Raw genomic sequence first — 26,509 nt, 5'->3', positions numbered from 1 at the left:
TTGAATCTTAATTCTTTCTTGTCACATCTAAGATACACTCATATATTGCAACTTTACAACATCTCAACAAAGTTCTTTTTTAATCTTACAGTAACATGTAGACGGAAAATACTCTTCCAATGCAGACTACTTTTATTGAAAAGGGTATGCCTATCAAACCAATTTTAATGTACCCTGTAGAACCTGTCTGCCTAAAAAAAACAACTAATTAAATCTAGTTTTGGGAGACGAAATCCCCTTATCTTTATGAAGGAAAGTAAGCATGTTAAGAAAATCTTTTTTGACAATAATTTCAGCTGTTGCCTTTTCAACAGCATTAACGCCTGCTTTTGCAGGTGGCACAGGCGACATGGGGCCACGTCAAGCACCAGTATATCATCCAGCACCTATAGAACCAGTAGTTGCTCGTTCTTGTGAAGGGCCAACTTTAAAAGAAGGTCAATGGACACTCACAGCACGCGCTGGTATTGCACCATCAGCTTCGAATAGAAAAGGGCGTGCTAAAGTGACGTTTGTAAATAGCGTAACAGGTGGTGTTATTCACACGCACACACATGATGTACATCATCATAATACACCTTTTACAGCAGGCGTTGATCTTGGATATGTACCAATGGACAATGTTGAAGTATTCTTCAATTTTGATTTTGCGACTTCGTCAGGATCTAAAAATCGTCATACGAGACGCAGTATAAGTGATCCAGCAGGAACAATTTATGTTTCAACACGCTACAAGCAAGATGATTTCAATTCTTATGGATTCTACCTTGGCGGACGTTATTTCTTTGATCTAAATTGTAGATTCTCACCATTCATTGGTGGTAAATTGGGTGTTCTTAATCGTCAACATGGCAAAGATAGAGTGAGAGTAGTTATAACTCAAACTAGTAGTACACTCTTAGATGCTAGTTATAGAGCACATCACAATAAAGACTCAACAGGCTTTAGTGCTGGTGTACAAGCAGGGCTTGATTATTGCGTCAATGATCCCGTTTCTTTGTTTGTAATGGCTGAAGCTATTGGCACAACACGTTCCAATACACATAGAAGAGATGCACATGTATTCACTGATACACGTGGTGACCGTCTATATTCTAGAGCAACACGCTCATCCGGTGGAACATTTTCTTTCCCCATTACTGCAGGCATAAAAGTCCGTCTGTAATTAAGAACTTTTACACTATGACTATAAATGTTAAACCCCTCCTCTGAGGGGTTTTTCATATCCATTTTTCTTCTTTCCCTTTCAAACCATTCGCATCACATTCAACTGTGATAGTCTTATTACATCTCCATAAAATTCTTATTTAAACCTATACACATTTATAGACAAAAAACATCCTTACCCTTCAGACTACGTTAATCGAAAGGGGTATTACCCAAATAATCTGAAACTACCGTTTTTAGTCGATGATCTTTGGATGCTTTTTGAACCAAAAATTCTTAAGGTAAAACAATTAGCTATCATAATTTTTGGCATCAAAAATCATCTCAAATCTCATGCCTAAAAATCGGCATTTTCAAATTATTTGAGTATATTTATCAAAATATAAGAATGTCCCTCTATTTTTAATAAGGAAAGTTAACATGTTAAAAAAATCCATTGTAACTACCATTGCTTCTATTGCTTTTTTGACAGCTTCATCATCTATTTTTGCTGGTGGCATGGAGGATATGGGTCCCCATCAACAAAAAACAGTTTATTCTAATGCAGACAACACATCGAGCCATACAAATTATGCTATTCACGAAGGTCAATGGAGTGTCGCTGCACGTGCAGGTATTGCCCCTACCATGTTTAGCAATGATATTAAACTAACTGGCACCATTGCTAATATTACAAGGGGACCAGTTACAATTCCTAGTGGCAATTATTCAATCCTCAACAACACATCCGTTTATAGAGATTCCAGAAAATTTGATTGGGGCGATCTTTATGATCTTCCTTTTACAGCAGGTGCTGAAATCGCTTACGGTATTATGAATAATTTAGAGCTTTTTTTGAACTTCGATTATAGTTATGCAGCTGCAGATGATCGTCGATATACGCCTTTTACTTTCGCGGGTAGAAACAATACACTTAGATCAAAATCAAAAAATTATAATTCTTATGCAGGTTATGTAGGTGGTCGTTTTTACGTTGATATTGATTCCTTTGTAACACCTTTTGTTGGTGCTAAATTAGGGTTCTTACATCGCACACATGGAAAATTTTCAGTCAGAAATTTAACTTCTCGTAACCGAAATCCAACACCTACTCATGTGCCATTTTTCAAAAACTCAACAGGTTTTAGCGGTGGATTGCAATTAGGCTTTGATTATCGTTTATCTGATGTATTTTCGATTGTTGCAATGGCAGAAGCAATTGGATCAACTGGCATAAAATACAACAAACATTTCAATCAAGTTCGTATAAGCCCAGGTGTTTTAAAAGCCTATAGCAAAGTCACACGTTCAGCTAAAAGCACATTATCATTCCCTTTAACCATGGGTATAAAACTTCGTTACTAAATCTTATTCCCACATTACTTTTGAAAAACCCGGGCAAAACCGGTGTTTTTTTACCTCTCCCCTTGTGGGAGAGGTCGCGACCAAAGGGAGCGGGTGAGGGGTATTTGTTTGGCAATGCTTAGATTATGGCATGATGGTGTTGCTCTTTGTGAACGCTTTAGATACTCCTCACCCGTCGCTGCGCGCCTACCTCTCCCACAAGGGGAGAGGTGAAACCGAAACAATTTCATTTTTTGTCCGGTAGATTGAGCAATATATTACTTCTCTTTTTTTACCTTCAATGATCCCAACTTTATAAACACGATTGATTCAGCAATGTTGGAAATACGATCGCCAGCACGTTCAAGATTTTTCAAAATAAATAACAAATCAGTATAAAAAGGAATATCTTGTGGATGTGCTATCATAAAATTAAGAATTTCTTGAAATGATTGCCAATAAAATTCATTTATTTCTTCGTCTTTTTTCCACAATTTTTGGGCTGTTTCGGCATCATTTTCAACATAAGCCTTCATAACCTCTTCCAAGCGATTCATTACAACCTTGGTAAGCGTTAAAAAAGATTGTCTAAATGGATTGCTTTCATGAAGCTTACGATGATTTTCACTTTTTAAAATACGTTTGGCCATATTTTCAGCATAATCACCAATACGTTCTAAATTTGTAGCAATTTTAAAAGCAGATACAATACGTCTAAGATCTTCCCCTAACGGTTGACGCTGCGCTAAAAGCCTAAGCGAAAACTGTGTTATCTCAAATTCTATTGCATCTACTTTATCGTCATCTTCGTATATTTCTTTTGCCATATGTTTATCATGTTCAATGACAGCCGTAGACGCTTTTTCCAATTGAAGAATCACAAGCGCATTAAGTTCCATAAAAAGCTCTTGTAATCTTTGTAAATCCTGGTCAAATGATTTCACAATATGTTTATGTTCGGGACTCATTTCATTAACCTCTTCCTGTAATATAACGTTGCGTTAATTCATTTTGTGGGTTTGTAAAAAATTCGTTTGATGGCCCTTCTTCTATTAATATCCCTTTATTAAAAAAAGCTGTTCGCTCTGAAACGCGGGCTGCTTGCTGCATTGAATGCGTCACCAAAATAATCGTAAATTTTTGCTTAAGGTCATCAATCAATTCTTCGATACGTGCCGTTGCAATTGGGTCAAGCGCTGAACAAGGTTCATCCATTAATATAACCTCTGGTTCTATGGCAATGCTTCGTGCAATGGCTAAACGCTGTAATTGACCACCTGACAAACGATATGCTTCGTCGTCAAGACGATCCTTAACTTCTTCCCATAAAGACGCACGCATAAGTGCATTTTCAACGATTTCGTCGCATTCTTTTCCCGACTTCGTTAGATTGTGCAATCTTAAACCATAAGCAACATTTTCATAAATTGATTTGGGAAAAGCTGTTGGTTTTTGAAACACCATCCCAATTTTAGTGCGTAGACTCACCAAATCTGTTTGATTGTCATAAATATTTTTTTCATGAAATAAAATTTCGCCTTCAAGTTTAAAACCATCAACATCATCATTTAACCGATTGATACATCTTAAAAAAGTTGATTTGCCACTACCAGATGCACCAATAAGAGCCGTTACCTTATTCTTAAGAAAATTTAAATGCACATTTTGGATTAATTGCGATTTACCTATAAAAACAGAAACATCTTTTGCACAAATGATAAAAGGATCTTCTTTGACCGGCATTATTGAACTCTTTTCATCTTATGCCTTAAAAAGGCTACAATGGCGTTCACCAATATTAAAAGCAGCATTAAAATAAGTATAGCCCCCGATGTCTTTTCAACGAAAGCTGGATCAGGATTTCTAGACCATAAAAATATTTGAACTGGTAAAGTTGACGTTGGTTCTAAGGGCGATGAAGCAGGACTTGCGATAAAAGCCACCATACCAATCATTAAAAGTGGCGCTGTTTCACCAATAACACGGGCAAAACTTAGAACAACACTCGTTAAAATAGGACGCATAGCCCAAGGCAAAACATGTTGCCAAATCGTTTGAATTTTTGTTGCCCCCATGGCCAAAGTCGCATCTTTCAAAGTTTGTGGCACTGATTTTAAAGCTTCTTGCGTGATAACAATCATTTGTGGGAGCACTAGAAAACTTAAAACAAGGCCGCCTACTAAACCACTAGAGCGTGGAAGATGAAAAAATTGTATAAAAACAACAAGCCCAACCAAACCATAAATAATAGAAGGAATGGCCGCCATATTTAAAATCAAAGGCTCTATCCATTTTTTAAGTCTTGTCGATAAAAATTCCTGACAATAGATACCTGCGGCAATACCAAAAGGAACTGTTATCACAATAACAATACATAAAATATATAAGGTACCAATAATAGCAGCCCCTAATCCTGCTTTATATGGATTCATTGAGTCGGAATGTATTAAAAAATCAAGATTAAAACTGGTTTTAATCGCTTTAAGTTCCTTTAATTTTTGATAAAGATCTTGAAGCTTTTGATCCTCGTCTTTTTTAATTTTTTTAAATGTTCCTCTATGGATCAAATCGAGCTCATCTGTTGGAAATAAATCGCCTGCCTCATCTTGAATAAACAAAAGATCTTTTTCTTCTTGACTAAATAAATTTAGACTTTTTTCATCAAGATTTAAAGTGGTTTTAAAAAATGCACTATACCCACTTAAAAAAATAGACCCAACAAGTATTAAAACTAAAAACGTGATCTTAACAAGAAACAAAAAACTAAAAATTTTAAAAAAAGTATTTTTGAAATTTCTTTTTTTTATATTATCCATTTCTTTTTTTACCTTTTATTTTTTTGTAAGCAATTGTGTTTAATATAAAGGTAATTATAAACAACGTTAAGGCTAATGCAAAAGTCACCAATGTTTTAGGGCTATCAAATTCTTGATCCCCTGTCAAAATAGATAAAATTTGAACAGTTATTGTAGTCGTTGATTCCAATGGATTTAGACTTAATTGTGCTGAAACACCTAAAGCCATCACCACAATCATCGTTTCACCTAAAGCACGCGATAATGCCAAAAGAATAGAAGCTAAAACAGTCCCCCACGTTTCAGGCAAAATGATATGATAGATCGTTTCCCATTTTGTGGCACCCATCGCATATGATGCATCTCGCATCGTTTTAGGTACTGCTTGAAAAGCTTCCAATGAAGTTGAAAGCACGTAAGGAATCAGCATAATACCCATAACGAGTGATGCTGAAAGTACATTTTCCGATGAAGCAGTAAAACCACAAAGATGTGCTAAAAACTGAACGTAAGGAGTAACGACTAATACAGCAAAAAATCCATACACAATCGTTGGAATACCCGCTAAAAGTTCGATGATTGGTTTAAGAATATTTGTCCATTTGGGCGATGCATATTCGCTTAAAAATAAAGCCGATAAAATACTCAAAGGGATGGCGTAAAAAAGGGCAATAAAAGCTACAAAAAAACTACCAAAAAGCAGCGGAATAACACCAAATCCACCTTCATAATCATGCCCCCATTGTGTAATCACACTAAAAGGCTTCCAATCCAACTCAAACAAAAAGTCAAATATATTTGCCTTTTGGAAAAATTGAATTGTTCCATCAATTAAAATAATAATAATACCGAAACACAAAAAAATAGTGATCCAAAGCGGTATGGATATCCATATTTTAAGATATTGATCGCGCTTTATAAGAAATTGAGTTGTTGTTCTTATTTTTTTGAGTGACATAAACACAATAAATAAAAAGGAAAAAGATAAAAAAATAATTTTAATATAAAAATAAATATTATTTTCTAAATCCATATGTTGATTAATAATATTTTCAAAAAATAAAAAAATAATAAAAATCGATAGGTTTAACGTTAACACGCGTAAAAAAAGATAAGATGAAATAAAAAATCGATCTTTTTTATGTGCAATACTTATTTCTTTTTTAGCTGTCGCATAAAAATATCCAACAAATCCTAAAGCAAAAATACTTAACAAAAAAATAAGATTAAGAGCCATTTTTATCTCCAATAATCTTATTTAATTCTCCATTAAAAATTTTATACTCGTTATCTTTCAGTGGAATAAAACCAATTTTTATTAAAAATCCATCTGCAGCAAAGGCATTGCTTTTCTTAATGAATTTCAAAAATGACTTGAATGACTTAATATGTTTAATATTATTTTTTTTGATATAAAGATATAAAGGACGTATTAAAGGATATGTATGATCTAAAATGTTTTTTATATCAGGTAAATACCCATTTATAGGAATGGCGTTAATTACATTTTTATTTGATAAAAAGTAACTATACCCAAAAATGCCAATTGCATCTGGATTTTGATTGGTTTTGTGAAAGACAAATTGGTAATTTTCACCAATTTCGACATAATGCTCATCTTCACGAATTGAATAACAATAATCTTTTTTTTGTCGCTCGTTAAAATTTTGATAGGCTGGAAGTTCCTTACACCCTTTTTCAATAATCATATGAATAAGTGCATCGCGTGTGCCTGATCCTGCTTGCGGTCCATAAAAAATAATTTTACGTTTTAATGTCGAATTATTAATTTCATCCCATAATTTATAATAATTTTTAACAAACATTCCTTTGCTTAATGTAGATTTCGTTAAAGCCTTATATATTTCTTCAAAATTTAAATTGATTGGCGTGCTTTGCATTGATTGCGCCAAAACAATTGCGTCATATCCTATTGTGAGCTCAACAAAATCAACCCCTTTTTCACGACATTTTTTAATTTCGGATTCAGTTAAAGCACGAGACGCATTTAAAATATCGGGACTATTTGGACCAATGCCAGCACAAAATAATTTGGCACCACCGCCTGTACCCATACTTTCAATAATTGGGGCTTTTACGCCTGTTTTTTGAGCATAAGCTTCTGCAATACTTGCTGAGAACGGATAAATGGTATTAGAGCCTACAATATGGATATAATCCCTTGCAAACAAAGGGGATACGTAGATTGCAAAAATTAAAAAGATGCTTATTTTTTTTTGTTTATTGGTTAGCATGCACTTTTCCCTCATTACAACATGTTAGTATAGAGAATAAAATTACGCTAGTACCTTATACCCAAATAATCTGAATCTACCGTTTTTAACCGATGACCTTTGGTCGCTTTTTGAACCAAAAATTTCATGCCTAAAAACTAGCATTTCCAAATTATTTAGGTATAGTTTTTTTAAGCTTCATTTTTTTAGATTGTTGTGAACATTCACGTGAGAAAATTTTAAAAAATTTTTTCATGAATAGGATTGTTTAATATTTAGGGTTTCTAAAGAATATAGTTTTAATATTTATAAGAAATTATTTCAATTTATCATTTTGTTTTTTATAAAAATACAAATTTTAATAATTTATCTTTTGTAGATTACTTTAGTGTGATGAAAAATTTTATCGTGAAAAAATTCTTTTTGGTAAACTCCTGAAGCTAAAATTTCTATCCAAAATATGATTTGGAAAACAAAAGCGCGGGCGAAACACGTCCAAAAACTAAGTCGATTGCCTTCAGCGTCAGTCAGAATAAGCCCCATGATTTTTTTACCAATTGAAGTTTGCCATTTCGAACTTTCTAAAATCGCAAAATACACACTTAATAAAATAAAAAATAATAAAAAAACCAATAAATCAACATCAAAGTATTTTGGAACAAACGAAAATAATTCAAAAAAATGTATTTTATTCATTACAACAAAAAATAAATAAAAAAACATACTAAAAAACGCTAAATCAATAAGATAAGCCCATATTCTTTTCCAGAAAATACTCATTTTACATCCTTTTATTTTGTTGTTAAACGTAAGTCTACGACTTCATTATATCTGTAAAAATTTAATATCTTATTAAATTTTATACATCCACACAAACGCATCACTAACAAAGTTATCGTAATCCACTAAATGCATACATTTCTAGATTACATAGTATAAAAAATTATACTCTTAAATATTAATAATTAGTTATACGTTATTATTATCATTAATCATAAAAATAGGCAAACTTAATTTCAAATCTACATAATGCGCTAATTCAAAACAAGTAAAAATACTAAACATAAGGTATCACCCCCATATTGCTGACGGATGCATCAAGCTATGATCAAAATAAATAGCATTCTCACGATCTTTTTCAAGTAAAAGCGGTCCATCAAGATCTATAAAATCAGCATAAGCACCCAAAAGCATAGCAGGTGCCATTGATAATGAAGTTGCAACCATACAGCCAATCATCATTTTTAAATTTAATCGCTGCGCCTCTTTAACAAAATCAATAGCATGTGTTAAGCCACCGGTTTTATCGAGCTTAATATTAATATATTGATATTTTTTAGCTAAATCAGGCAGATCTTCAATTTTACGACATGATTCATCAGCACAAAGCGGCACTTGAAATGTTTTACCTATGAGATCATTGTCTTGGTCTGCTGGCAAAGGCTGTTCAATCAACACAACATTTAAATCTGTTAGTTTAGGAGCTAATCTTTCAAGAATTTCTAACGTCCAAGCTTCATTAGCATCGACAATTATTTTACTATTAGGTGCATTTTTATGCACATTTTCAATACGTTCTAAATCATCTTCTTTAGAAAGTTTTATTTTAAGCAAAGGTCGATGCGCATGCATTGCAGCGTCTTGCCCCATCTCAATAGACGATTTATAACTTATTGTATAAGCAGTAATCATAGGTTTTGGTTCTGGAAGTCCTGCAAGACGCCATACAGGCACATTTTTTTCTTTGGATTCTAAATCCCACAAAGCGCAATCAATAGCATTGCGCGCAGCACCTTGTGGCATAAGATTGATTAATTCTACCCTCGTTAATCCATTTTGAATTTTATCTTTAACGCTTTCAATTTGTTCTAAACTTTGCGCTATTGATTCACCATAATGATTATAGGGAACAGCCTCACCCCAGCCAATTTTTTGTCCATTTTTATGGCATTCGACAACAATCACCTCAGCGCTTGTTTTAGAACCACGCGAAATTGTAAATCTTCCTCGAATTGGCCAAGATTCTGCATAAGCCGAAATCATCATTAACACGCCACTTTATAAGATTGTTTTAATCGATTAACAATTGGTAGCGTATCAATCGTTGGATCTATACATGGATAATTATATTTATTCTCCATATTTTCTAAAAAAGATATACGCTCGGATACAGGCATCAAAGATGTATTAAAGGAAATACCAACGCATTCTACATTTGGATTTGTAAGACGAGCCGCTTTTAAGTTCAGATCGATACATTCTTCAATACTGGGCAACATAAAATGTGGAAGACCGCGCATATGTGGACGATTAGGTTCGTGACACATAATAATCGCATCCGGTTGAGACCCATGAATGAGGCCTAAAGTAACAGCTGCAAAAGATGGGTGGAATAAAGAGCCCTGCCCTTCGATAATATCCCAATGATTTTCTTGGTTATTAGGGCTTAATGTCTCAGTAGCACCTGCCACAAAATCAGAAATAACGGCATCAATAGAAACGCCCGAACTCGCGATAAAGATACCTGTTTGACCAGTGGCTCTAAAATCGACACTAAAACCTTTTTCTTTCATATCACGCGCGAGCGCCAAAGATGTGAACATTTTGCCAACTGAACAATCCGTTCCAACTGTTAACAATCTTTTACCTGTTCTTTTAAGACCTGTTGCAACCTGAAAATCTTCCTTAGGATGACGCACATCAAACAAAAATCTTTTATGAAGCTGCGCCGTTTCTTTTAATTCAACAATATCATTTAAGCGCTGATGCAGACCTGATGCCAGATCATAACCAAGAACTAATGCTTTTTGAAGTATGGGGATCCAGTTAGGACTAATAATGCCGCCACGATTAGCAACACCAATGATCAACGTCCTTGCACCTTTTTGAAAAGCTTCTTCCAAAGATAAATCTTGTATTTTTAGATCAACTTTGCAACCAGGAAGGCGCAATTGCCCCATACATTTTTCAGGCCGCCAATAGGCAATACCAAAGGCTGTTTTAGCGGACAACAAATCTTGTACATCGCCTAAAAACAATAAATAAGGTGTTTGAATTTGCATATACCCATACTCTTTCCAACTGTGGAGGGCGTCATATTTCGGGATTCAGCATACTCATGTACAAAAGGTACACTCCGTGTGCTTCACCACTCATCTTCCTACCCACATTTTGAAATAGTATGGGTATAGAATCCCCCAAGTTTTCTCTTAATACCTAAGTTTTACGCATTTCATGCGATTTTGCAATTAGGCATAATATTTCAAACATCAAAGTCGCCGCAACCAAGGCTGTATTGCCAGTTGGATCAAAGGGGGGCGACACTTCAACGACATCACCACCAATAAAATGAAGCCCTTCAAAGCCACGAAGAACGCGTTGTGCTTCAAAACTTGTCATGCCACCAATTTCAGGTGTTCCGGTCCCTGGTGCATAAACAGGATCTAACCCATCAACATCAAAACTTAAATAAGCAGGCTTATCTCCAATAATTTCGCGCGTGATTGCGATGACTTTTTCAATACCTAAATCATAGAATTTTTCGATTGTAATAATTCTAACGCCTGCATCGCGGGCAAATTTATAATCATCTTCATCATATATAGCGCCCCTAATCCCAATTTGAACCATACGTTTCGGATCCAACAAATTTTCTTCAATCGCACGCCTAAAACCTGTGCCATGGGTGTATTTTGAACCAAAAAAAATATCAAGCGTATCAGAATGTGCATCAAATTGAATAAGACCCAAAGGTTCATTCTTAAGAATGCCACTTTTTGCAATGCCCCGCAAAATCGGTAACGTCATTAAATGATCACCACCTGCTGTTAATGGTTTTACATTTGCAAGACTTAGATCTTTATAATAATTTTCAATTTTAATCATCGTATCCATGGAATCCATTGGATTAACGGGTACATCACCGCAATCACCAACACGTGCAATTAAAAATGGTGGGATCTTACTCACATGGTGCATTTTACGGATAAAGCTTGACATTTCACGAATTTGACGAGGTCCATGACGCGCACCAGGACGATTGGTAGTGCCACCATCCCAAGGAAGACCCAAAAGAGCAATATCAACTTGTGACAAATCTTCAATAATTGGCAATCGCATAAAAGTTGCAAATGATGCAAAACGTGGCGTGATAGAAGTATCGATCGGTTGAGGGTAAATTTTTGTTTTCACGTAATCGCTCTCTAAAAGTTATATAAGAAAATCTTATCAATCATTTTAAACAAACACTCTTGATTGGCAAGTTTTTTTCGGTATATTTGATAGACTTCTTGTCGAAACTCGCTAATGTGTGGCGAGTGATAGAAGATTCGGCACGGAAGACCACAGTGTATTCTTCATACATGAGGATCTGAGTACCGAAGCGACGCATCAATCGTCTACAGTAGTAGAGTTTCGAAAAAAGTCTGATGGGTCTTCAAATTTTGCCGATGTAGCTCAGCTGGTAGAGCAACGCATTCGTAATGCGTGGGTCGGGGGTTCGAATCCCTTCTTCGGCACCAATTTCTCAATAAAGATTAATATTTAAAATTTTATCTAATTACTTACAACCAATTGATATCATTTAAACAAGTAACAATATTACAATGTTGCGAACTCTATTGACGTTAAATAACCTGAAATCTATACTATATTGTAAGAAATAATCTTTTTGGAGGTAACGATGACCAAATTAGTTAGAGCAGCTGACAGAGCATCTTCTTCAGCACGTTCACAATCAGGCCCAAATCAAAATTCGGGCGCTGGACAAAATCAAGCACACAATAGCAAGAATGCGAGCAATAACGTAAATCCACAAAACGCTAAAAATGCTCAAAATCAAACACAAGCAGCTAAAACAAGCGGCACAAAATCCGGTTCAACAAGCGGATCAAATGCATCAAGCGCAACTAAAAAGAAATAACTAATTATTGCTATAATAAAACGGGAACCAAATCCCGTTTTATTATATACCCAAATGATTTGGAAATGCCGATTTTTAGGCATGAGATTTGAGGTGATTTTTGATGTCTAAAATTTCGACAGATAATTGTTTTACCTTAGAAATTTTTGCTTCAAAAAGCGACCAAAGGTCATCGGCTAAAAACGGTAGTTTCAGATTATTTGGGTATATATATTAACTTTTTTTTAATATCATCAAATTCAATTCAACATCTTCACCCAAAGCATCTTTCGTTTGAATTATCTTATCCATTCTGAAGCCTAGTTTATTAAAAAACTTGCATGATGCGACATTTCTTACATCTGGATCAACAATACAATAATCAAAAAAAGGCCAAATTTCTTGACTCAGAAATTGATGAATAATTTTTGATCCTAAACCCTTTCGAAGAAATATTGATGGACCAATAAAAAAATCAATCCCTGCAGCTTTCGATATAATTTCATCTGATAATTCCATATCAGGCCAAGGATGGTCTAAAATTTTACATTTTTGAACAGAAGCCATAGGTGTACCATCAATATAAGCAATAAAAGCAGAAACCTTTTTTTCGTCTGTAATATAAGGACGCATTTTTAGTTCGACTTCTTCATAAGTCCATGATCTTAAAGAATAAAACTTTTGAACATGAGGAAAATTAAACCATTCCAAAATAAGAGAAAAATGCTTTTCAGAAAGGGAGTCAAAGTGAATATACATTCAAAAAATATCCAACGTTATTTAGGCACTTAAAAACATAAGGAGCAAAAATTATAATCTAAAGATTTCTCTAAAATTGTAAATACTTAAAACATGGCATCAAAAACCACTTGGGCTTTACGCTTTTTTCGTTTACATTCTAATAATCTATTGTGAAGGTGATTATGACAATTCTCGTTACAGGCTGTGCTGGTTTTATAGGCTTACATACAACCCTAGCATTACTTCAAAAAGGCCAAAAAATTATCGGTATAGATAATTTAAATCATTATTATGATCCAAAACTGAAGGAAGCCAGACTCCTCATTTTAAAGCAATATCCTAATTTTATTTTTGAAAAAATGGATTTTTCTGATCAACAAAAAGTATTTGATTTTATAGAAAAATACCCAGAAATCACTGGCATTATTCATCTAGGTGCTCAAGCAGGCGTTAGACATTCACTTACTCACCCGCACGATTATGTGCGCGTCAATATTACGGGGCAAGTTGCGCTTATGGAAGGCGCTAAAAAACTAAAGCATTTAAAACATTTTGTTTACGCAAGCTCATCTTCTGTTTATGGCGCCAATACAAAACTTCCCTTTAGTATCGACGACCAAACCGATAGCCCTTTGGCCCCTTACGGCGCAAGCAAAAAAGCAGGCGAACTTCTGAGTCATTCATATGCCTATCTTTATAAACTTCCTTTAACAGGTTTACGCTTCTTCACCGTTTATGGACCTTGGGGACGCCCCGATATGGCGGCCTATATTTTCGCTCAAAATATAATAGATGGAAAACCCATCAAGATATTCAATCATGGTGATATGAAACGTGACTTTACCTATGTCGATGATATCGTAGCAGGCATTTTGGCCTGTTATGAAAAACCACCTATTGATTTACCTATTCCTCATCGCGTATTCAATTTAGGTAATCATCGATCTGAACAATTAACAGATTTTATTCATGAAATTGAAAAAGCTTTAGGCAAAAAAGCAATGACCGAACTTCATCCGATTCAGCCAGGCGATGTTAAAGAAACTTTTGCTGACATCAAAGAAAGCATTGAAGTTTTTGACTTCAAACCAAAAACAACTATTTATGAAGGCATACCAAAATTCATTGAATGGTTTAAGGATTATCACAAAGTGGGAGTGACATTAAAATGCAACAAAGTCAGTTAAAAAAAGAAAAAGAAGATTTAGGCCTATTACCTCAATGGGATTTAAGTGAATTTTATAAATCCATTAATGATCCCCAGATAAATCAAGATCTTGATCAAATTCAAGATCGCGCCAAAAAATTCCAACAATCTTATCAAGGTAAATTGAGCTCCCTACCAGGTGCTGATCTTGGAAAAGCCGTTGAAATTTATGAAAAAATTTATGAAGACCTTGACCTGATCATTTGTTTTGCGCAATTACATCATGCTATAGGCATGGATGATCCTAAAATTGGTCAGTTTTATCAATCTGTTCAAGAAAAATATACTGAAATTGTAGGTCATCTATTATTTTTCACGCTTGAACTAAATAAAATTGATGATGCAACTCTTTCAACGCAAAAAAAAGATCCTGCTTTATCGAAATATGCACCTTTTTTACGCGATATACGCATTTTCAAACCGCATCAATTAAGCGATGATCTTGAGCAATATGCGCTTGATAAATCAATTACAAGCCATAATGCATGGATTCGTCTTTTCAATGAAACAATGGCAGGATTACGTTTCCCTTATCAAGGCAAAGATTTAACCTCAGCTGAAATTTTTTCATATTTAAGCGATAATAATCGTCAGCATCGCGAAGAAGCAGCTCATTCCGTTGCAAAAACATTGTCTAAAAACAGCAAACTTCTTGCCCATATTTACAATACGTTGTGCAAAGACAAAGACATTGAGGATAAAAAACGTAGCTACGCACATCCTATGTCCTCACGTAATTTAAGCAATTATGTCGATGATCAAGTTGTAACCACACTCATGGAATCGGTTAAAGATTATTATCCTAAATTATCCCACCGTTATTTCAAAATAAAAGCTAAATGGTTGGGTTTACCTAAATTATCGTATTGGGATCGCAACGCACCTTTACAAGAAAATGCGGATAATACGTATTCTTGGGATGAAGCACGCGACATCGTTCTTAAGGCGTATGAATCTTTTTCACCAAAATTAGCACATATCGCCAAAGAGTTTTTTGACAAAAATTGGATTGATGCCAAAGTTAGATCCGGCAAAGATGCTGGTGCTTTTTCACATCCCATGGTGCCTAAAGCCCATCCGTTTATCCTTATGAATTTCCAAGGTAAAACACGCGATATTATGACCCTTGCCCATGAATTAGGGCATGGTATTCACCAGGTATTAGCAAGCAATCAAGGACCGCTTTTATCCCAAACAACATTAACACTTGCCGAAACGGCATCTGTTTTTGGTGAAATGCTCACTTTCCAATCACTTTTAGATAATACAAAAGACAAAGAATCTAAAAAACTTCTTTTAGCGTCTAAAATTGAGGACATGCTGAATACCGTTATACGTCAAATCGCCTTTTGTGACTTTGAAAAAACAGTGCATGAAAAACGCAAAACATCTGAATTAACAGTCGAAGATTTAGGTAAAATATGGATGGAAAAACAACATGAAAGCCTTGGCGATTCATTTGATTTTGATCCAGAATATCATGTTTTCTGGTCCTATATTCCGCATTTCATCCATACACCATTTTATGTGTATGCTTATGCGTTCGGTGATTGCTTAGTCAATTCGCTTTATGACACGTATTTAAACAAACCAGATGGTTTTGTTGAAAAATATATGGAACTTTTATCCTCTGGTGGTATTCATCATCATAAAGAAGCCTTAGCGCCTTTTGACCTTGATGCAAGTGATAAAAACTTCTGGAAAAAAGGCTTGTCTGTGATCGAGCGTTATATTGATCAATTGGAAGAAATTTCTTAAACGCCCTAAGTAGTATGAGCAAATACAATTTTACTTCACTTAATACCAAAAAGTTAATGTTAACCTTATAAAAAACATAGCTTTTCGAATTGAGTCACTTATGGTATGAACCTAAGGTGACTCGATCGAGACTCTTTGTTTTTATTTCTATCTGTTTCAATCAATTCGTTCTAATTTATTTATTAAAAAAGAATTTCAGCATAAATCTTGCAAGAGTAAAATGCTTGTCTTTATTTACTGTTACTCTTATTAATGCAAAAAGCGTTAATTTGTCAAAAATTGTACGGTAGATTGTTAAAGACTACACTTCATTTCTTCACTTGACCTAAATCAAAACCACCAAAATATCAAATGGGCAGTTTTAATTTTAAATTCAATTTTAAACTAAGTTATCTTTTTATAATAGTGAAACTCCACGGGGCAAGCCCCGTGGTATCAGTCTGTTACAAGCAAGCTTGCCCTCTATTTGAAAAGCAGAAACATCTTAAATCCTCTTGAAAAATAGAGGGACTTCTTCATCCACGGGGTAAGCCCCATGGTTTTGCGCTTGTACTATAAAAAAAGGGACCCAAAAGAGCCCCTTTTCAGTTTAGATTATTTTAACGATTTCTCGTTAAATTATCTTAGTAGTTAAAGCCTACACCCAAGTTAAAGTTATATGAGCGCAAAGTTGCTTTGTTTGTTCTATTAATTTTTCTAAGTTCTTTATGGCGTGGTTTTTTAGAGATCATTGTTGTCCATGCACCATCTAAATGTAATGTCCAATCTGGATCGATGCGATATTTATAACCACCACCTAGATTATAACCATATCCATTTTTACCACGTTTTGATTTAACATGATTTTTTGATGTAACATTATGGATACGTGTTTGTGTCCAGAAGCGTGATGTATGTACACCGCGATATTCAGGTCTTACCCATAATGTGTGATCGCCCCAAGTTGATTCAGCGATAAATCCACCAAACCATCCATGCCATTTTGCTGAAGTTTCAACAGTTGCACGTGATGGAAATCCTTGTAAAAGGTAGCTTTCTGGTACATTGTTACCAATAGAGCTTATCACAGATCCAGGTACATCGCCGGGACGAACGTCTGGCCTGTGAAATCCACGAATGTTATTTTTAGATGTTTTTTGACGCATCCAATAATAACCAGCAAAAGGCTTGAAAGCAAAGTCTTTCCACGGGTTTTTAAGTTTAGCAATATCATACCCAACAATAACATGCGCATCAAATGCACGAGCATTACCACTTATGTCATTTTTTCCGTTATGGTGATCGCCATGATGGTGGCCATTACCATGATGATGATTGTTATCATTATCAAATTTAAATCTTGGTCTACGATTGTTAAACTCGCTACCATTGCCATCTTCGATACCATGACCATGATAAACTTTATGCTCACTTACAGGAAATGCAATATCAGCCATCATTTCGAGAAAGGAATTTGTTAAAGCACCATCAACAGCTGAAATCGTTGTTTTAGTGCGCGCTTGAATAAGATCCTGTCTTGATCTAATAAACTCTTGCGAAACAAAAGGTTGTTCAAATTCACCAATAGCTGAATGCGGACCCGTTCCATAAAGATTGTCAGTGAACACATCTGTCCAAATCGATGTTGCTCTATTTTCAAACTTCAACTGATCGTTTCTATAGCCAACATTCACGTCTGTTTGAACATCAACCCATTTAAATACTCTCCTGCCTGCATCATAAGCTTGAACTTCTGACTTAGGCGCTAGAACTCCCAAGAGGGCGAATACAGGTATAGCTGCCCGTATTAGCAAACCACTTTTTTTCATTTTTATCTCCAACTTCATATAGAGAAACATATTTTTACAAACGGGGATCTGCATGATGCCATCTCTTGGTAACCAAAAACAGTTGAAATGAATCCCCGAAATCTCTAAATAACTCTACCGAACCGAATTCATGGTGACAACCGATGGGGAAATAAATAGATCTAAAAGCATTTGATTAGTGGTAAGTTCACAACAAACCGTCACAAGAAAGGTAATTTATATTTCTGCGACGGTTTGTTTTCTTAAGGTTTTAGTGTAATTAGGGTAATATTACATATTAACTATTTAATGCTTACCCATCTTAAACGGAAATAATCGTCACCCGTTTGTGTTAATTCAATATTTTTATGATGTCCCCAATCAAGCTTTTGCTGATGCAAAGGAATCACAGCCACATCATCTTTAACAATTTTACAAGCATCGTAAATCATCTTATTACGCACATTTTGATCGATTTCAATACGAATTTTATCAATGAGCGCATCAAGTGTTGGATTTGAATATTTACCAAGATTATAAAGACCCTTAATATTACCCTCAACCGTTTGAACCAAAGTAGATAATGGATCATAAGCATCCAAACTCATTGGCGTCCAACCAAACAAATACATACTTGTATCTCGTGACAATATTTTAGGAATGAATTTTGATTTAGGTTGAGCGTTTAATTCAACTTTAATATTAATTTTAGCAAGCATTGCGGTTACTGCCTTACCAATCTCTTCATCCGCCACATAACGATCTGTAGGTACATCGAATATCACTTTAAATCCATCTTTGTAGCCTGCTTCTTCCATTAGTTTTTTAGCTTTTTCTAAATCATAAGGAAGTCTGTTGTTTAAATCTGCATTAAAGCCTTGTGTGTCTGGCGCAAAAATAAGTCCTGTTGGAACAGACGCACCGCGCATAACTTTTTGATACATCGCATCGATATCAATCGCGTGATATAAAGCAAGTCTTACATTTTTGTCTTTAAACGGATTTTTACCTTTAATACCCGATTCTGGCAATTCATCAGCCCATTGATTCATACCAATAATCATTGTTCTATATTCAGGACCTTGAAGAACAACATGATCTTTTGATTTTTTAATGCGCTCAACATCTGGTGGTGGTACTGGAAAAATGACGTCCGCTTTATTTGTTAAAAGAGCTGCAACACGCGTTTGTGCTGATTTAATGGGTGTAAAAATTGCTCTTTTAAAATTGCAATCGCCTTTATCCCACCATTTGTCGTTATATTCAAGAACAGTTTCAACATCTTGTTCACGCGATACAACCTTAAATGGTCCTGTGCCGTTGGCATTACGACCTGCAAAATTGTCTTCACTTTTTGTAAAATTAGTTGGTTTTTCAGTATTGTTCGCTTTACACCATTTTTCAGACATAATGTACCATTGGGCTATTTCTGCAGGTAAAATGGGGTTAATGCCGTCTGTTACAAACTCAATTGTACGATCATCAATTTTACGTGCTTCTTTAATAGATACTAATTTATTAGCAATACCAGATCCTTGAGCTTTCGCACGATTAAGTGAGAAAATAACGTCATCTGCATTAAAAGGCGTTCCATCATGGAACAATGCTTGACGTAATTCAAAACGCCAGATATCAGGTGCAGTTTGTTCCCATTTGGTAGCCAAAGCTGGTTCAAGCGTCATTTTTTTATTACGACGCACTAATGTTTCATATATGTTGTCAAGAAAACTTAATGTAGGCACTTCAAAAGCACCATAGGGCTCTAGGCTGTTTGCATCGCCTGATGCTGCCCAACGAAATGTCTTATCTTCAGCTAAAGGTGACGAAAATAGATTTTGGCTTGATAGTGATAGAATGACAATCGCAGACAGAGAGATTGCTGCTAATTTTTGTCGAATCATTTAGTTTCTCCTTTTTTTTCCTCCTAACTTTCCGAGGTTTCCGTCCCATATTTTCTATATTGTGTGAAGAATACATTTTTCATTTAAAAAAGCAATCTAAATGCATGGTAAAAATGGACAATAATAAAAAAGATGCTAGGATTTAGATGTAAGATTTCATTGTTTGGAAGAGTTAAATGACAACAAATATTACCATTATGCACTATGGAATTAATTACTACAATGAGCAACTCATTGAAAATATTAATGATTTAGAAAAACAATTAAAAGAGTCTGATTATAAAAAATGGATACATATTGAAGGTTTTCATGAAAAGGAAAAAATTCATGAAGTTTTAAAGCTTCTTCAAATAGATGCAGCAACTATTGATACGATACATGATATAAATGAACGTCCTAAATGCGATTTAAGAAGTGATTACATATTTTTTATTGTAAAACTTGCACGGCTTCAACAGATTAAAAAACTTCAGCATAATTTACAAAGTGATAAAATTTATTTTATTTTTAATGATAAATTTGTTTTAACTATTCATGATTCAATAGAGCCTATATTTGTTGGCGTTAAAAAAAGTCTTAAGGAAGGTAATCATCAATTAGCAAGTGAAAATACAATTTATCTTTCATATATTTTAATGGATACACTTATTGATGCTTTCACACCTGCTATTGAAGTTTATGAAGATCTTGTTGATAAATTAGAAGATCAGGCTATTTTATTGCCAACGAATAAAACCTTTCTAACAATTCATGAACTTAAGAAGCATCTTATAGAAACAAAAAAAACATTGGGGCATTTTACAGAAATTTTACGTGTATTTTTAAAAACGCCCCCTGATTATATTTCTAGTAAACATTTAAGTTTATTTCAAAGTAATTTGGAAGAAGTCAGTAAATATCTTGATATTATAGAAGGATATAAAGAATCTATAGCGGGTCTTGTTGATCTTTATTTTTCTAGTCAAGGTAACAAGCTTAATGAAATTATGAAAATTTTAACAATTGTTGCGACTATCTTTACGCCCCTTGCTTATTTAACAGGTGTTTTTGGCATGAATTTTTATACTGAATCAGATAGTTGGAATCCCATTAAACTTAATGAGCCTTGGGGATATGCAATTTTTGTTCTTTCAGGCCTTGCTATTACATTTTATATGTTACTCCTCTTCAAAAGAAAAGGTTGGATAGGCATGGACGAACCTAAGCTACCAAAGCTTACAACAAAACGAAAAAAATAGGGATTTCATGCTGTATAATCTTGTCTTTTTCAGTTTTATAGGCCTTTTTTTAATATGTCTTTTTAGCTTTAATATCGAAATTAGCGTTTGTTTTACAATTCTTATTGTTGCAATGGGTATCGTCCTTACCTTGCTTGAGCTTTTTATCCCTCGTAATAAAGAATATTGTCTTTCAAAAAGCGAGTTTGGACTCAATCTTGGATTTGTTGCCATTGATCGTTTTATCTATAAACCCTTTTTTGGATTTATTATCTTAGAATTTGCCTATCCATATTTAGCTACCCTTAATGAAGGTAGTATTTTTTATAATTTATGGCCACGCGAAAGCCATTGGCTATTTCAATCTTTTTTAGCTTATTTTTGTATTTCGTTTAGCAGCTATTGGTCTCATCGTTTTATGCACACAATTCCTGTCTTGTGGCGCATTCATCGCCTACATCATATGCCGCAAAAACTATCTTGGTTTGTCACTTATTGGAATCACCCATTTCATTTTTTAATGACGACAACGTCGCTTTGGATTTTACCCATTCTTTTTGGTATTCCAATACAAGCGATGGTTTTACCTTTTATGGTTAACCTTATTGTTTCAACAATGAATCATGCAAATTTTAAAACGGGACGTAGCATTTTAGGGTATATTTTTCCAACCATTTGGGAACATGAAATTCATCATTCTCAAAAAATAGAAGAATCAATGAAAAATATTGGTGTCAGCACTATGTTTTGGGATTATGTGTTTGGAACATATAAATTTCCAAGTCTCAATCAAAAAATTACCATTGGCGTTAAAGAGCGCTCTTATAAAACAATGCGTGAATTGAGTCATAAAATAGTTCAAGAATTCCAAGAACCATTTAAAAAAGAAAAAAAAATTAATGTTTTCAGTGAAAAATAAACATTTTTTACAAGTATTTGGTGGAGTTGCATTTTGTTTTAGGATGAGACATAATTTTAAAAGCAGATGCGACAACTTAATACATCCCTATAAATATATGAATTTATAACTGGATTGTTATATATTTTTCCAAATCAAGGGATATAAAATACCGAAAAAAATATAAATAATTACAAGGGCTAGGAGACAAATTATGCAGATTCAAACAATTCAATATGTGGAAAATAAAGGTTGGTCAGTTGATACTTTTCCAAAAATGGATTCTGAAAATACGCTCATCATCGTATTTGCTGCACCTGAATTTATAGGAAATGCGGCACCTATCAAAGAATTAAGTCAGCATTATCCGAAATCTATTATGGTAGGATGTTCAAGTTCTGGTGAAATATTTGAATCTTTTATTTATGATAAAAGCCTAACAGTCGCCATCCTTCATTTTGACAAAACACAATTAAAAGCTATTAAAAGAGAAATTAAAAATCCAGAAGATTCATATGCATGTGGAAAATATTTAGCTGATGAATTAAAAGGAAAAGGTCTTGCGGGCATTTTTGTATTGTCTGAAGGCTTAAACGTCAATGGATCAGAACTTGTAAAAGGCCTAAATACAATAGACGATAAAAAAGTTGTTATTACAGGCGGCCTCGCTGGTGATGGTAGTAATTTCAAACAAACATGGACTATTTTAAATGGTGAAATACATTTAAATACTATTATCGCAGTTGGTCTATATGGGGATTCCATTGAAATTGCGCATGCGTCTCGTGGCGGGTGGGATATTTTTGGTCCAGAGCGCCATATTACGCGCTCAAAAAATAATATTTTATATGAACTTGACGGTAGACCGGCTTTAGAGCTTTACAAAGAATATCTCGGCGATAAAGCTAAAGGATTACCAGCAACTGGTCTTTTGTATCCACTTGCTATTCGTACGAACAAAGACGATTCTAGGCAATTGGTTCGGACAATATTGGCAACGAATGAACAAGATCAATCTTTAACCTTTGCGGGCGATGTTCCTTTGGGGAATTTAGCACAGTTGATGCGCGCTAATTTCGATCGTTTAATTGCAAGTGCGGGCGAAGCAGGTGAAAGTAGTATTAAGAAAATTATTACTAAAAGTAACAAAGATGCACTTCCCGTTGCGTGTATTTCTATTAGTTGCGTAGGCAGAAGATTGTTGCTTGGCGAACGCACTGAGGAAGAAGTAGAAACTGTTCGTGAAACATTGCCTGCAAAAGCACATCAGATTGGTTTTTATTCCTATGGTGAATTATCGCCTTATTCTACCGGTCAATGCGATTTGCATAATCAAACATTAACGTTAACATTGTTTTACGAGAATTGATGCAATTTAAGCTTTTTTGTGGATAAATTTGTCTATACCCAAATGATTTGGAAATGCCGATTTTTAGGCATGAGATTAGAGGTGATTTTTGATACCGAAAATTTCGACAGATAATTGTTTTACCTTAGAAATTTTTGGTTCAAAAAGCGACCAAAAGTCATCGGCTAAAAACGGTAGTTTCAGATTATTTGGGTATAAGGCTTTTCAAAAAAACAAAATTGAATTGATGACAAATTTACCCACAAGATAAGCAATTATGAATTAGGAAATTTTTATGGAATTGAACAAATTAATCCAGCGTCAATTAAAAAGATCGGGCATGACGCTGGATTCTTTACCTACAGATCAAGAAGAATGGCGACAATTTATACAATCTGTTAGCAATGCTTACGAGAATAGTGACCAAGAAAGATATCTTCTTGAGCGATCGATGGAATTATCTTCTCAGGAATTGCTTTCTTTAAATGAAAAGCTCGAGAATGCACAATCCATTTCACGACTTGGTTATTGGTCATATGATAAATTAAAGGATCGTGTGCAATGGTCAAATACATTATCAGAAATATGTGGATTAAATGCATCAATTACACCGATAAATTATGAGAATTTTCTTTCATCTATACATGAGGAACATAGAACTTTATTTCAAGAAAAAGTAAGTAAAATATGTGTAGATTATACTCCTTTTGATTGTGAGATTAAAGTTAAAAATTATAATAACAATGATTATTTTTGGTATTTTATAAGCGTTACGTATGATAAAAATCCTGAACATACAAGTAATATATTTTCTGGCATTGCGATGGATATAAGCAAACGCAAACATTTTGAAACTGAATTAAATGTATCAAATCAAAAATTGATTACAACAGCGCGACTGGCAGGTATGGCGGATGTAGCAACATCTGTCTTACATAATATTGGTAATGTACTTAACAGTGCTAATGTTTCTTTAGGTTTAATATTACAAAAGCTTAAAAATGATCACTATCAAAAACTTATTGCTGTTATACAAATGATTAAAGATAATTTACCAAATATTGTTGATTATATAAAAGATGATCCTAAAGGCAAAGTTGTTCCGCGCTATTTAGTAAGCATAGGAGAAACTTTAGCAAAGGATTATGAAATATTTGGTCAAGAAATTCAAAATATTTCTAAACATTTGGACCATATGAAAGAAATTGTTTCAAAACAGCAAAACATTAGTCGTGTCGTAAGCTTAAAAGAAAAAACATTTTTGCATGAACTGATAAACGACGCATTGCAAATTAGCGGTGGCGAAAATTTAAAAGAATATATACAACTAAACAAAAATTATACTGAAAATGATTTTGTCTTAACAGATAAATCTAAAGCAACTCAAATTATGATCAATCTCATTAAAAATGCAAAAGAAGCCATTATTGAAAATAGAGAAAATCAAAATAAAGAACTAACTATTTCTGTCCAAAAAAACTCGCCTGAAGAATTTATTAATATTTCTGTTGAAGATAGTGGAATAGGTATTACAGACGAAAATATTTCTAAAATTTTTACTTTTGGTTTTACAACAAAAGAAAATGGGCATGGATTCGGCTTACATAGTAGCGTCTTAGCTGCAAGAGAACTTGGTGGTGATTTGATAGCCGAAAGCAAAGGAAAGAATCAAGGTTCTATTTTCACGTTAATTTTACCTTTACAATGATCACAACAATCTTATTTGTTGTTTAACGCGCCTAATTGATGTTTAATGACCTTGTGCATTAATGTTGGAAAAGCGTGATCCTTAAGATCTTTTTGTGCGCACCAAAAGCCATCTTCTAAATCTAATCCAGATTTTTTAATTTTAATAATATTCAAATACAATTCGAAATGCGTAAAAACATGCTTCACTTGCCCTATAACATTTGTCCATGAATGTTCTGGCCAAGGCGAATTTGCGATTGCCTCTTCTTTCTTCCAATTTTCTATTTCCCACGAGGTTGAAGGAATTTCCATCAATCCTTTAAGTAATCGATTTTCACGTTTGCGAATCCAAATATCACCTTTATCATTTTCAACCCAAAATACAAATCCAAATTTTTGAGGCCGTTTAGCTTTTAATTTTTCAATAGGATAAAGATGTTGCGTCAGATTCTTGTAACTTTCACAAAAATTGTTCACGGGACAAATATCGCATTTTGGATTTTTGGGTGTACAAATAGTCGCGCCAAGATCCATCATTGATTGAGCAAATTCACCAAATTTATCGTTTGGCGATAGGGTTTCAAGTACAATGCGCAATTGTTTCATATCCTCTTTAGGAGGAAAAGGAAGCCTAAAAACACGCGCTAAAATACGTTCAACATTACCATCTATCACAAGTGATTTTTGATTAAAAGCAATAGCCATAATAGCTGCAGATGTATAAGGACCAATGCCGGGCAATTGAAGAAGTAATTTTTCTGTCTTTGGAAAAATGCCATTGTAATCTGTTGCAATTATTTGAGCTGTTTTATGTAAATTATGCGCGCGTGAATAATAACCAAGTCCTTGCCAAGCGTGTAAAACTTCATCAATTGAAGCATTCGCTAAAAATTTCACATCAGGCCATTTTTCAGTAAAATTTAAAAAATAAGCAATCACTGTTGCAACTGTTGTTTGCTGCAACATGATTTCGCTTAACCAAACATGATAGGGATTTGGTTTGATAGGATCTTTTGCCCGCCATGGCAATTTTCTTTGAGCGTGATGATACCAATCAAGAATTTTTGTTGAAAAACTACTCATGATTTAAAAATAATCCATAAAAACTTATATACCCAAATGATTTGGAAATGCCGATTTTTAGGCATAAAATTTGAGATGATTTTTGATGCCAAAAATTATGACAGATAATTGTTTTACCTTAGGAATTTTTGGTTCAAAAAGCAGCCAAAGATCATCGACTAAAAACGGTAGTTTCAGATTATTTGGGTATATATTACATGCCATTTAATAAGACAATTTTTGATTTAAATCAAGCCATCTAAAAGTAGCGTCCCAAGCCCCCACCTACGCCCCACGACCATATCATTACCCATAAGTATAAACCCCACCCCTTTCCTACGTCCCGCGACTTGATCCTGAGAGATCCACACGAAATTCACTCAAAGGGGCAAGCCTCTGAATGAACGGTTACTATCATTTGATAAAGCAATTTTAATATGTTATTAAATGATTTTTTTAAAATATGTAATCCCTTTTTAAGG

The 26,509-nt window shown here is 34.3% G+C and carries 22 protein-coding genes and 1 tRNA gene; 10 read left to right on the top strand and 13 right to left on the bottom strand.

The genetic code is table 11. From position 1 onward, the window contains the following. The first annotated feature begins 262 nt into the window (after positions 1–262). Positions 263–1,165: a hypothetical protein gene (locus Q8L85_06660; protein ID MDP1724366.1), complete on the top strand. Its 903-nt coding sequence runs from the start codon at positions 263–265 to the stop codon at positions 1,163–1,165. 422 nt (positions 1,166–1,587) lie between these two features. Then, positions 1,588–2,511 (top strand): hypothetical protein, encoded by a 924-nt coding sequence (locus tag Q8L85_06655; protein MDP1724365.1) that lies wholly within the window; start codon positions 1,588–1,590, stop codon positions 2,509–2,511. Between the two features lie 257 nt (positions 2,512–2,768). Here the strand turns inward: Q8L85_06655 and phoU are convergent, their stop codons facing one another. The 9 genes from phoU to speB all read right to left on the bottom strand — a co-directional run bounded on the left by phoU (position 2,769) and on the right by speB (position 11,710). After that, complete coding sequence (gene phoU / locus Q8L85_06650) at positions 2,769–3,458, bottom strand: phosphate signaling complex protein PhoU (GenBank protein ID MDP1724364.1); 690 nt, start codon at positions 3,456–3,458, stop codon at positions 2,769–2,771. Positions 3,459–3,462: 4 nt separating this feature from the next. Next, positions 3,463–4,233 (bottom strand): phosphate ABC transporter ATP-binding protein PstB, encoded by a 771-nt coding sequence (gene pstB, locus Q8L85_06645; protein ID MDP1724363.1) that lies wholly within the window; start codon positions 4,231–4,233, stop codon positions 3,463–3,465. After that, positions 4,233–5,306, bottom strand: coding sequence for a phosphate ABC transporter permease PstA (pstA, locus tag Q8L85_06640; protein ID MDP1724362.1), 1,074 nt, complete (start codon positions 5,304–5,306; stop codon positions 4,233–4,235). Before pstA ends, pstB begins: the two co-directional genes overlap by 1 nt. Next, complete coding sequence (gene pstC / locus Q8L85_06635) at positions 5,299–6,522, bottom strand: phosphate ABC transporter permease subunit PstC (GenBank protein ID MDP1724361.1); 1,224 nt, start codon at positions 6,520–6,522, stop codon at positions 5,299–5,301. Before pstC ends, pstA begins: the two co-directional genes overlap by 8 nt. Continuing rightward, complete coding sequence (locus tag Q8L85_06630; protein MDP1724360.1) at positions 6,512–7,540, bottom strand: substrate-binding domain-containing protein; 1,029 nt, start codon at positions 7,538–7,540, stop codon at positions 6,512–6,514. Before Q8L85_06630 ends, pstC begins: the two co-directional genes overlap by 11 nt. Positions 7,541–7,885: 345 nt before the next feature. After that, positions 7,886–8,299 carry an RDD family protein gene (locus tag Q8L85_06625; GenBank protein MDP1724359.1) on the bottom strand — a complete coding sequence of 138 codons (414 nt, stop codon included), beginning with the start codon at positions 8,297–8,299 and terminating at the stop codon, positions 7,886–7,888. Between the two features lie 291 nt (positions 8,300–8,590). Beyond that, positions 8,591–9,565: a dipeptide epimerase gene (locus Q8L85_06620; GenBank protein MDP1724358.1), complete on the bottom strand. Its 975-nt coding sequence runs from the start codon at positions 9,563–9,565 to the stop codon at positions 8,591–8,593. Next, complete coding sequence (gene dgcN / locus Q8L85_06615) at positions 9,565–10,581, bottom strand: N-acetyltransferase DgcN (GenBank protein MDP1724357.1); 1,017 nt, start codon at positions 10,579–10,581, stop codon at positions 9,565–9,567. Before dgcN ends, Q8L85_06620 begins: the two co-directional genes overlap by 1 nt. Positions 10,582–10,735: 154 nt before the next feature. Then, on the bottom strand, positions 10,736–11,710 hold the full coding sequence (gene speB / locus Q8L85_06610) for an agmatinase (protein MDP1724356.1): 975 nt from the start codon (positions 11,708–11,710) through the stop codon (positions 10,736–10,738). Positions 11,711–11,963: 253 nt separating this feature from the next. Between speB and Q8L85_06605 the strand changes: the two genes are divergently transcribed. Both Q8L85_06605 and Q8L85_06600 read left to right on the top strand, forming a co-directional pair. After that, a tRNA-Thr gene (locus Q8L85_06605) sits at positions 11,964–12,039 on the top strand. A 161-nt stretch (positions 12,040–12,200) separates the two neighbouring features. Further along, complete coding sequence (locus tag Q8L85_06600) at positions 12,201–12,440, top strand: hypothetical protein (GenBank protein ID MDP1724355.1); 240 nt, start codon at positions 12,201–12,203, stop codon at positions 12,438–12,440. 213 nt (positions 12,441–12,653) lie between these two features. Here Q8L85_06600 and Q8L85_06595 read toward each other — a convergent pair whose 3' ends face one another. After that, positions 12,654–13,178 carry a GNAT family N-acetyltransferase gene (locus Q8L85_06595; protein MDP1724354.1) on the bottom strand — a complete coding sequence of 175 codons (525 nt, stop codon included), beginning with the start codon at positions 13,176–13,178 and terminating at the stop codon, positions 12,654–12,656. Between the two features lie 164 nt (positions 13,179–13,342). Here Q8L85_06595 and Q8L85_06590 point away from each other — a divergent pair, with 164 nt between their 5' ends. Next, positions 13,343–14,347, top strand: a complete 1,005-nt coding sequence (locus tag Q8L85_06590) for an NAD-dependent epimerase/dehydratase family protein (protein ID MDP1724353.1) — start codon at positions 13,343–13,345, stop codon at positions 14,345–14,347. Beyond that, complete coding sequence (locus Q8L85_06585; protein ID MDP1724352.1) at positions 14,329–16,125, top strand: M3 family oligoendopeptidase; 1,797 nt, start codon at positions 14,329–14,331, stop codon at positions 16,123–16,125. Before Q8L85_06590 ends, Q8L85_06585 begins: the two co-directional genes overlap by 19 nt. Before the next feature lie 623 nt (positions 16,126–16,748). Here the strand turns inward: Q8L85_06585 and Q8L85_06580 are convergent. Both Q8L85_06580 and Q8L85_06575 read right to left on the bottom strand, forming a co-directional pair. Then, positions 16,749–17,933, bottom strand: coding sequence for a hypothetical protein (locus Q8L85_06580; GenBank protein ID MDP1724351.1), 1,185 nt, complete (start codon positions 17,931–17,933; stop codon positions 16,749–16,751). A gap of 281 nt (positions 17,934–18,214) precedes the next feature. Beyond that, positions 18,215–19,813 carry an ABC transporter substrate-binding protein gene (locus tag Q8L85_06575; GenBank protein MDP1724350.1) on the bottom strand — a complete coding sequence of 533 codons (1,599 nt, stop codon included), beginning with the start codon at positions 19,811–19,813 and terminating at the stop codon, positions 18,215–18,217. 176 nt (positions 19,814–19,989) lie between these two features. Between Q8L85_06575 and Q8L85_06570 the strand changes: the two genes are divergently transcribed. From Q8L85_06570 to Q8L85_06555, 4 genes are all read left to right on the top strand, one after another. Next, positions 19,990–21,051 carry a CorA family divalent cation transporter gene (locus Q8L85_06570; protein MDP1724349.1) on the top strand — a complete coding sequence of 354 codons (1,062 nt, stop codon included), beginning with the start codon at positions 19,990–19,992 and terminating at the stop codon, positions 21,049–21,051. A gap of 7 nt (positions 21,052–21,058) precedes the next feature. Continuing rightward, complete coding sequence (locus tag Q8L85_06565) at positions 21,059–21,949, top strand: sterol desaturase family protein (GenBank protein MDP1724348.1); 891 nt, start codon at positions 21,059–21,061, stop codon at positions 21,947–21,949. A 193-nt stretch (positions 21,950–22,142) separates the two neighbouring features. After that, complete coding sequence (locus Q8L85_06560; protein ID MDP1724347.1) at positions 22,143–23,297, top strand: FIST N-terminal domain-containing protein; 1,155 nt, start codon at positions 22,143–22,145, stop codon at positions 23,295–23,297. Positions 23,298–23,571: 274 nt separating this feature from the next. Then, positions 23,572–24,984 carry a HAMP domain-containing sensor histidine kinase gene (locus Q8L85_06555; GenBank protein ID MDP1724346.1) on the top strand — a complete coding sequence of 471 codons (1,413 nt, stop codon included), beginning with the start codon at positions 23,572–23,574 and terminating at the stop codon, positions 24,982–24,984. Between the two features lie 11 nt (positions 24,985–24,995). Here Q8L85_06555 and mutY read toward each other — a convergent pair whose 3' ends face one another. Continuing rightward, the gene (gene mutY / locus Q8L85_06550) at positions 24,996–26,048 is read right to left on the bottom strand and encodes an A/G-specific adenine glycosylase (protein ID MDP1724345.1); all 1,053 of its coding nucleotides are present in this window, start codon (positions 26,046–26,048) and stop codon (positions 24,996–24,998) included. Positions 26,049–26,509 lie beyond the last annotated feature (461 nt).

This window comes from Alphaproteobacteria bacterium, assembly GCA_030680745.1.
Taxonomy (GTDB): Bacteria; Pseudomonadota; Alphaproteobacteria; order JAUXUR01; family JAUXUR01; genus JAUXUR01.
The sequence above is the reverse complement of the archived record's forward strand: the minus strand, read 5'-3'. Positions and strand labels throughout refer to the sequence as shown.

Excerpts from the sequence above, each read along its gene's own strand:
- Q8L85_06660 (MDP1724366.1), top strand. The coding sequence starts at position 263 with ATGTTAAGAAAATCTTTTTTGACAATAATTTCAGCTGTTGCCTTTTCA.
- Q8L85_06655 (MDP1724365.1), top strand. The coding sequence starts at position 1,588 with ATGTTAAAAAAATCCATTGTAACTACCATTGCTTCTATTGCTTTTTTG.
- phoU (MDP1724364.1), bottom strand. The coding sequence starts at position 3,458 with ATGAGTCCCGAACATAAACATATTGTGAAATCATTTGACCAGGATTTA.
- pstB (MDP1724363.1), bottom strand. The coding sequence starts at position 4,233 with ATGCCGGTCAAAGAAGATCCTTTTATCATTTGTGCAAAAGATGTTTCT.
- pstA (MDP1724362.1), bottom strand. The coding sequence starts at position 5,306 with ATGGATAATATAAAAAAAAGAAATTTCAAAAATACTTTTTTTAAAATT.
- pstC (MDP1724361.1), bottom strand. The coding sequence starts at position 6,522 with ATGGCTCTTAATCTTATTTTTTTGTTAAGTATTTTTGCTTTAGGATTT.
- Q8L85_06630 (MDP1724360.1), bottom strand. The coding sequence starts at position 7,540 with ATGCTAACCAATAAACAAAAAAAAATAAGCATCTTTTTAATTTTTGCA.
- Q8L85_06625 (MDP1724359.1), bottom strand. The coding sequence starts at position 8,299 with ATGAGTATTTTCTGGAAAAGAATATGGGCTTATCTTATTGATTTAGCG.
- Q8L85_06620 (MDP1724358.1), bottom strand. The coding sequence starts at position 9,565 with ATGATGATTTCGGCTTATGCAGAATCTTGGCCAATTCGAGGAAGATTT.
- dgcN (MDP1724357.1), bottom strand. The coding sequence starts at position 10,581 with ATGCAAATTCAAACACCTTATTTATTGTTTTTAGGCGATGTACAAGAT.
- Q8L85_06600 (MDP1724355.1), top strand. The coding sequence starts at position 12,201 with ATGACCAAATTAGTTAGAGCAGCTGACAGAGCATCTTCTTCAGCACGT.
- Q8L85_06595 (MDP1724354.1), bottom strand. The coding sequence starts at position 13,178 with ATGTATATTCACTTTGACTCCCTTTCTGAAAAGCATTTTTCTCTTATT.
- Q8L85_06590 (MDP1724353.1), top strand. The coding sequence starts at position 13,343 with ATGACAATTCTCGTTACAGGCTGTGCTGGTTTTATAGGCTTACATACA.
- Q8L85_06585 (MDP1724352.1), top strand. The coding sequence starts at position 14,329 with ATGCAACAAAGTCAGTTAAAAAAAGAAAAAGAAGATTTAGGCCTATTA.
- Q8L85_06580 (MDP1724351.1), bottom strand. The coding sequence starts at position 17,933 with ATGAAAAAAAGTGGTTTGCTAATACGGGCAGCTATACCTGTATTCGCC.
- Q8L85_06575 (MDP1724350.1), bottom strand. The coding sequence starts at position 19,813 with ATGATTCGACAAAAATTAGCAGCAATCTCTCTGTCTGCGATTGTCATT.
- Q8L85_06570 (MDP1724349.1), top strand. The coding sequence starts at position 19,990 with ATGACAACAAATATTACCATTATGCACTATGGAATTAATTACTACAAT.
- Q8L85_06565 (MDP1724348.1), top strand. The coding sequence starts at position 21,059 with ATGCTGTATAATCTTGTCTTTTTCAGTTTTATAGGCCTTTTTTTAATA.
- Q8L85_06560 (MDP1724347.1), top strand. The coding sequence starts at position 22,143 with ATGCAGATTCAAACAATTCAATATGTGGAAAATAAAGGTTGGTCAGTT.
- Q8L85_06555 (MDP1724346.1), top strand. The coding sequence starts at position 23,572 with ATGGAATTGAACAAATTAATCCAGCGTCAATTAAAAAGATCGGGCATG.
- mutY (MDP1724345.1), bottom strand. The coding sequence starts at position 26,048 with ATGAGTAGTTTTTCAACAAAAATTCTTGATTGGTATCATCACGCTCAA.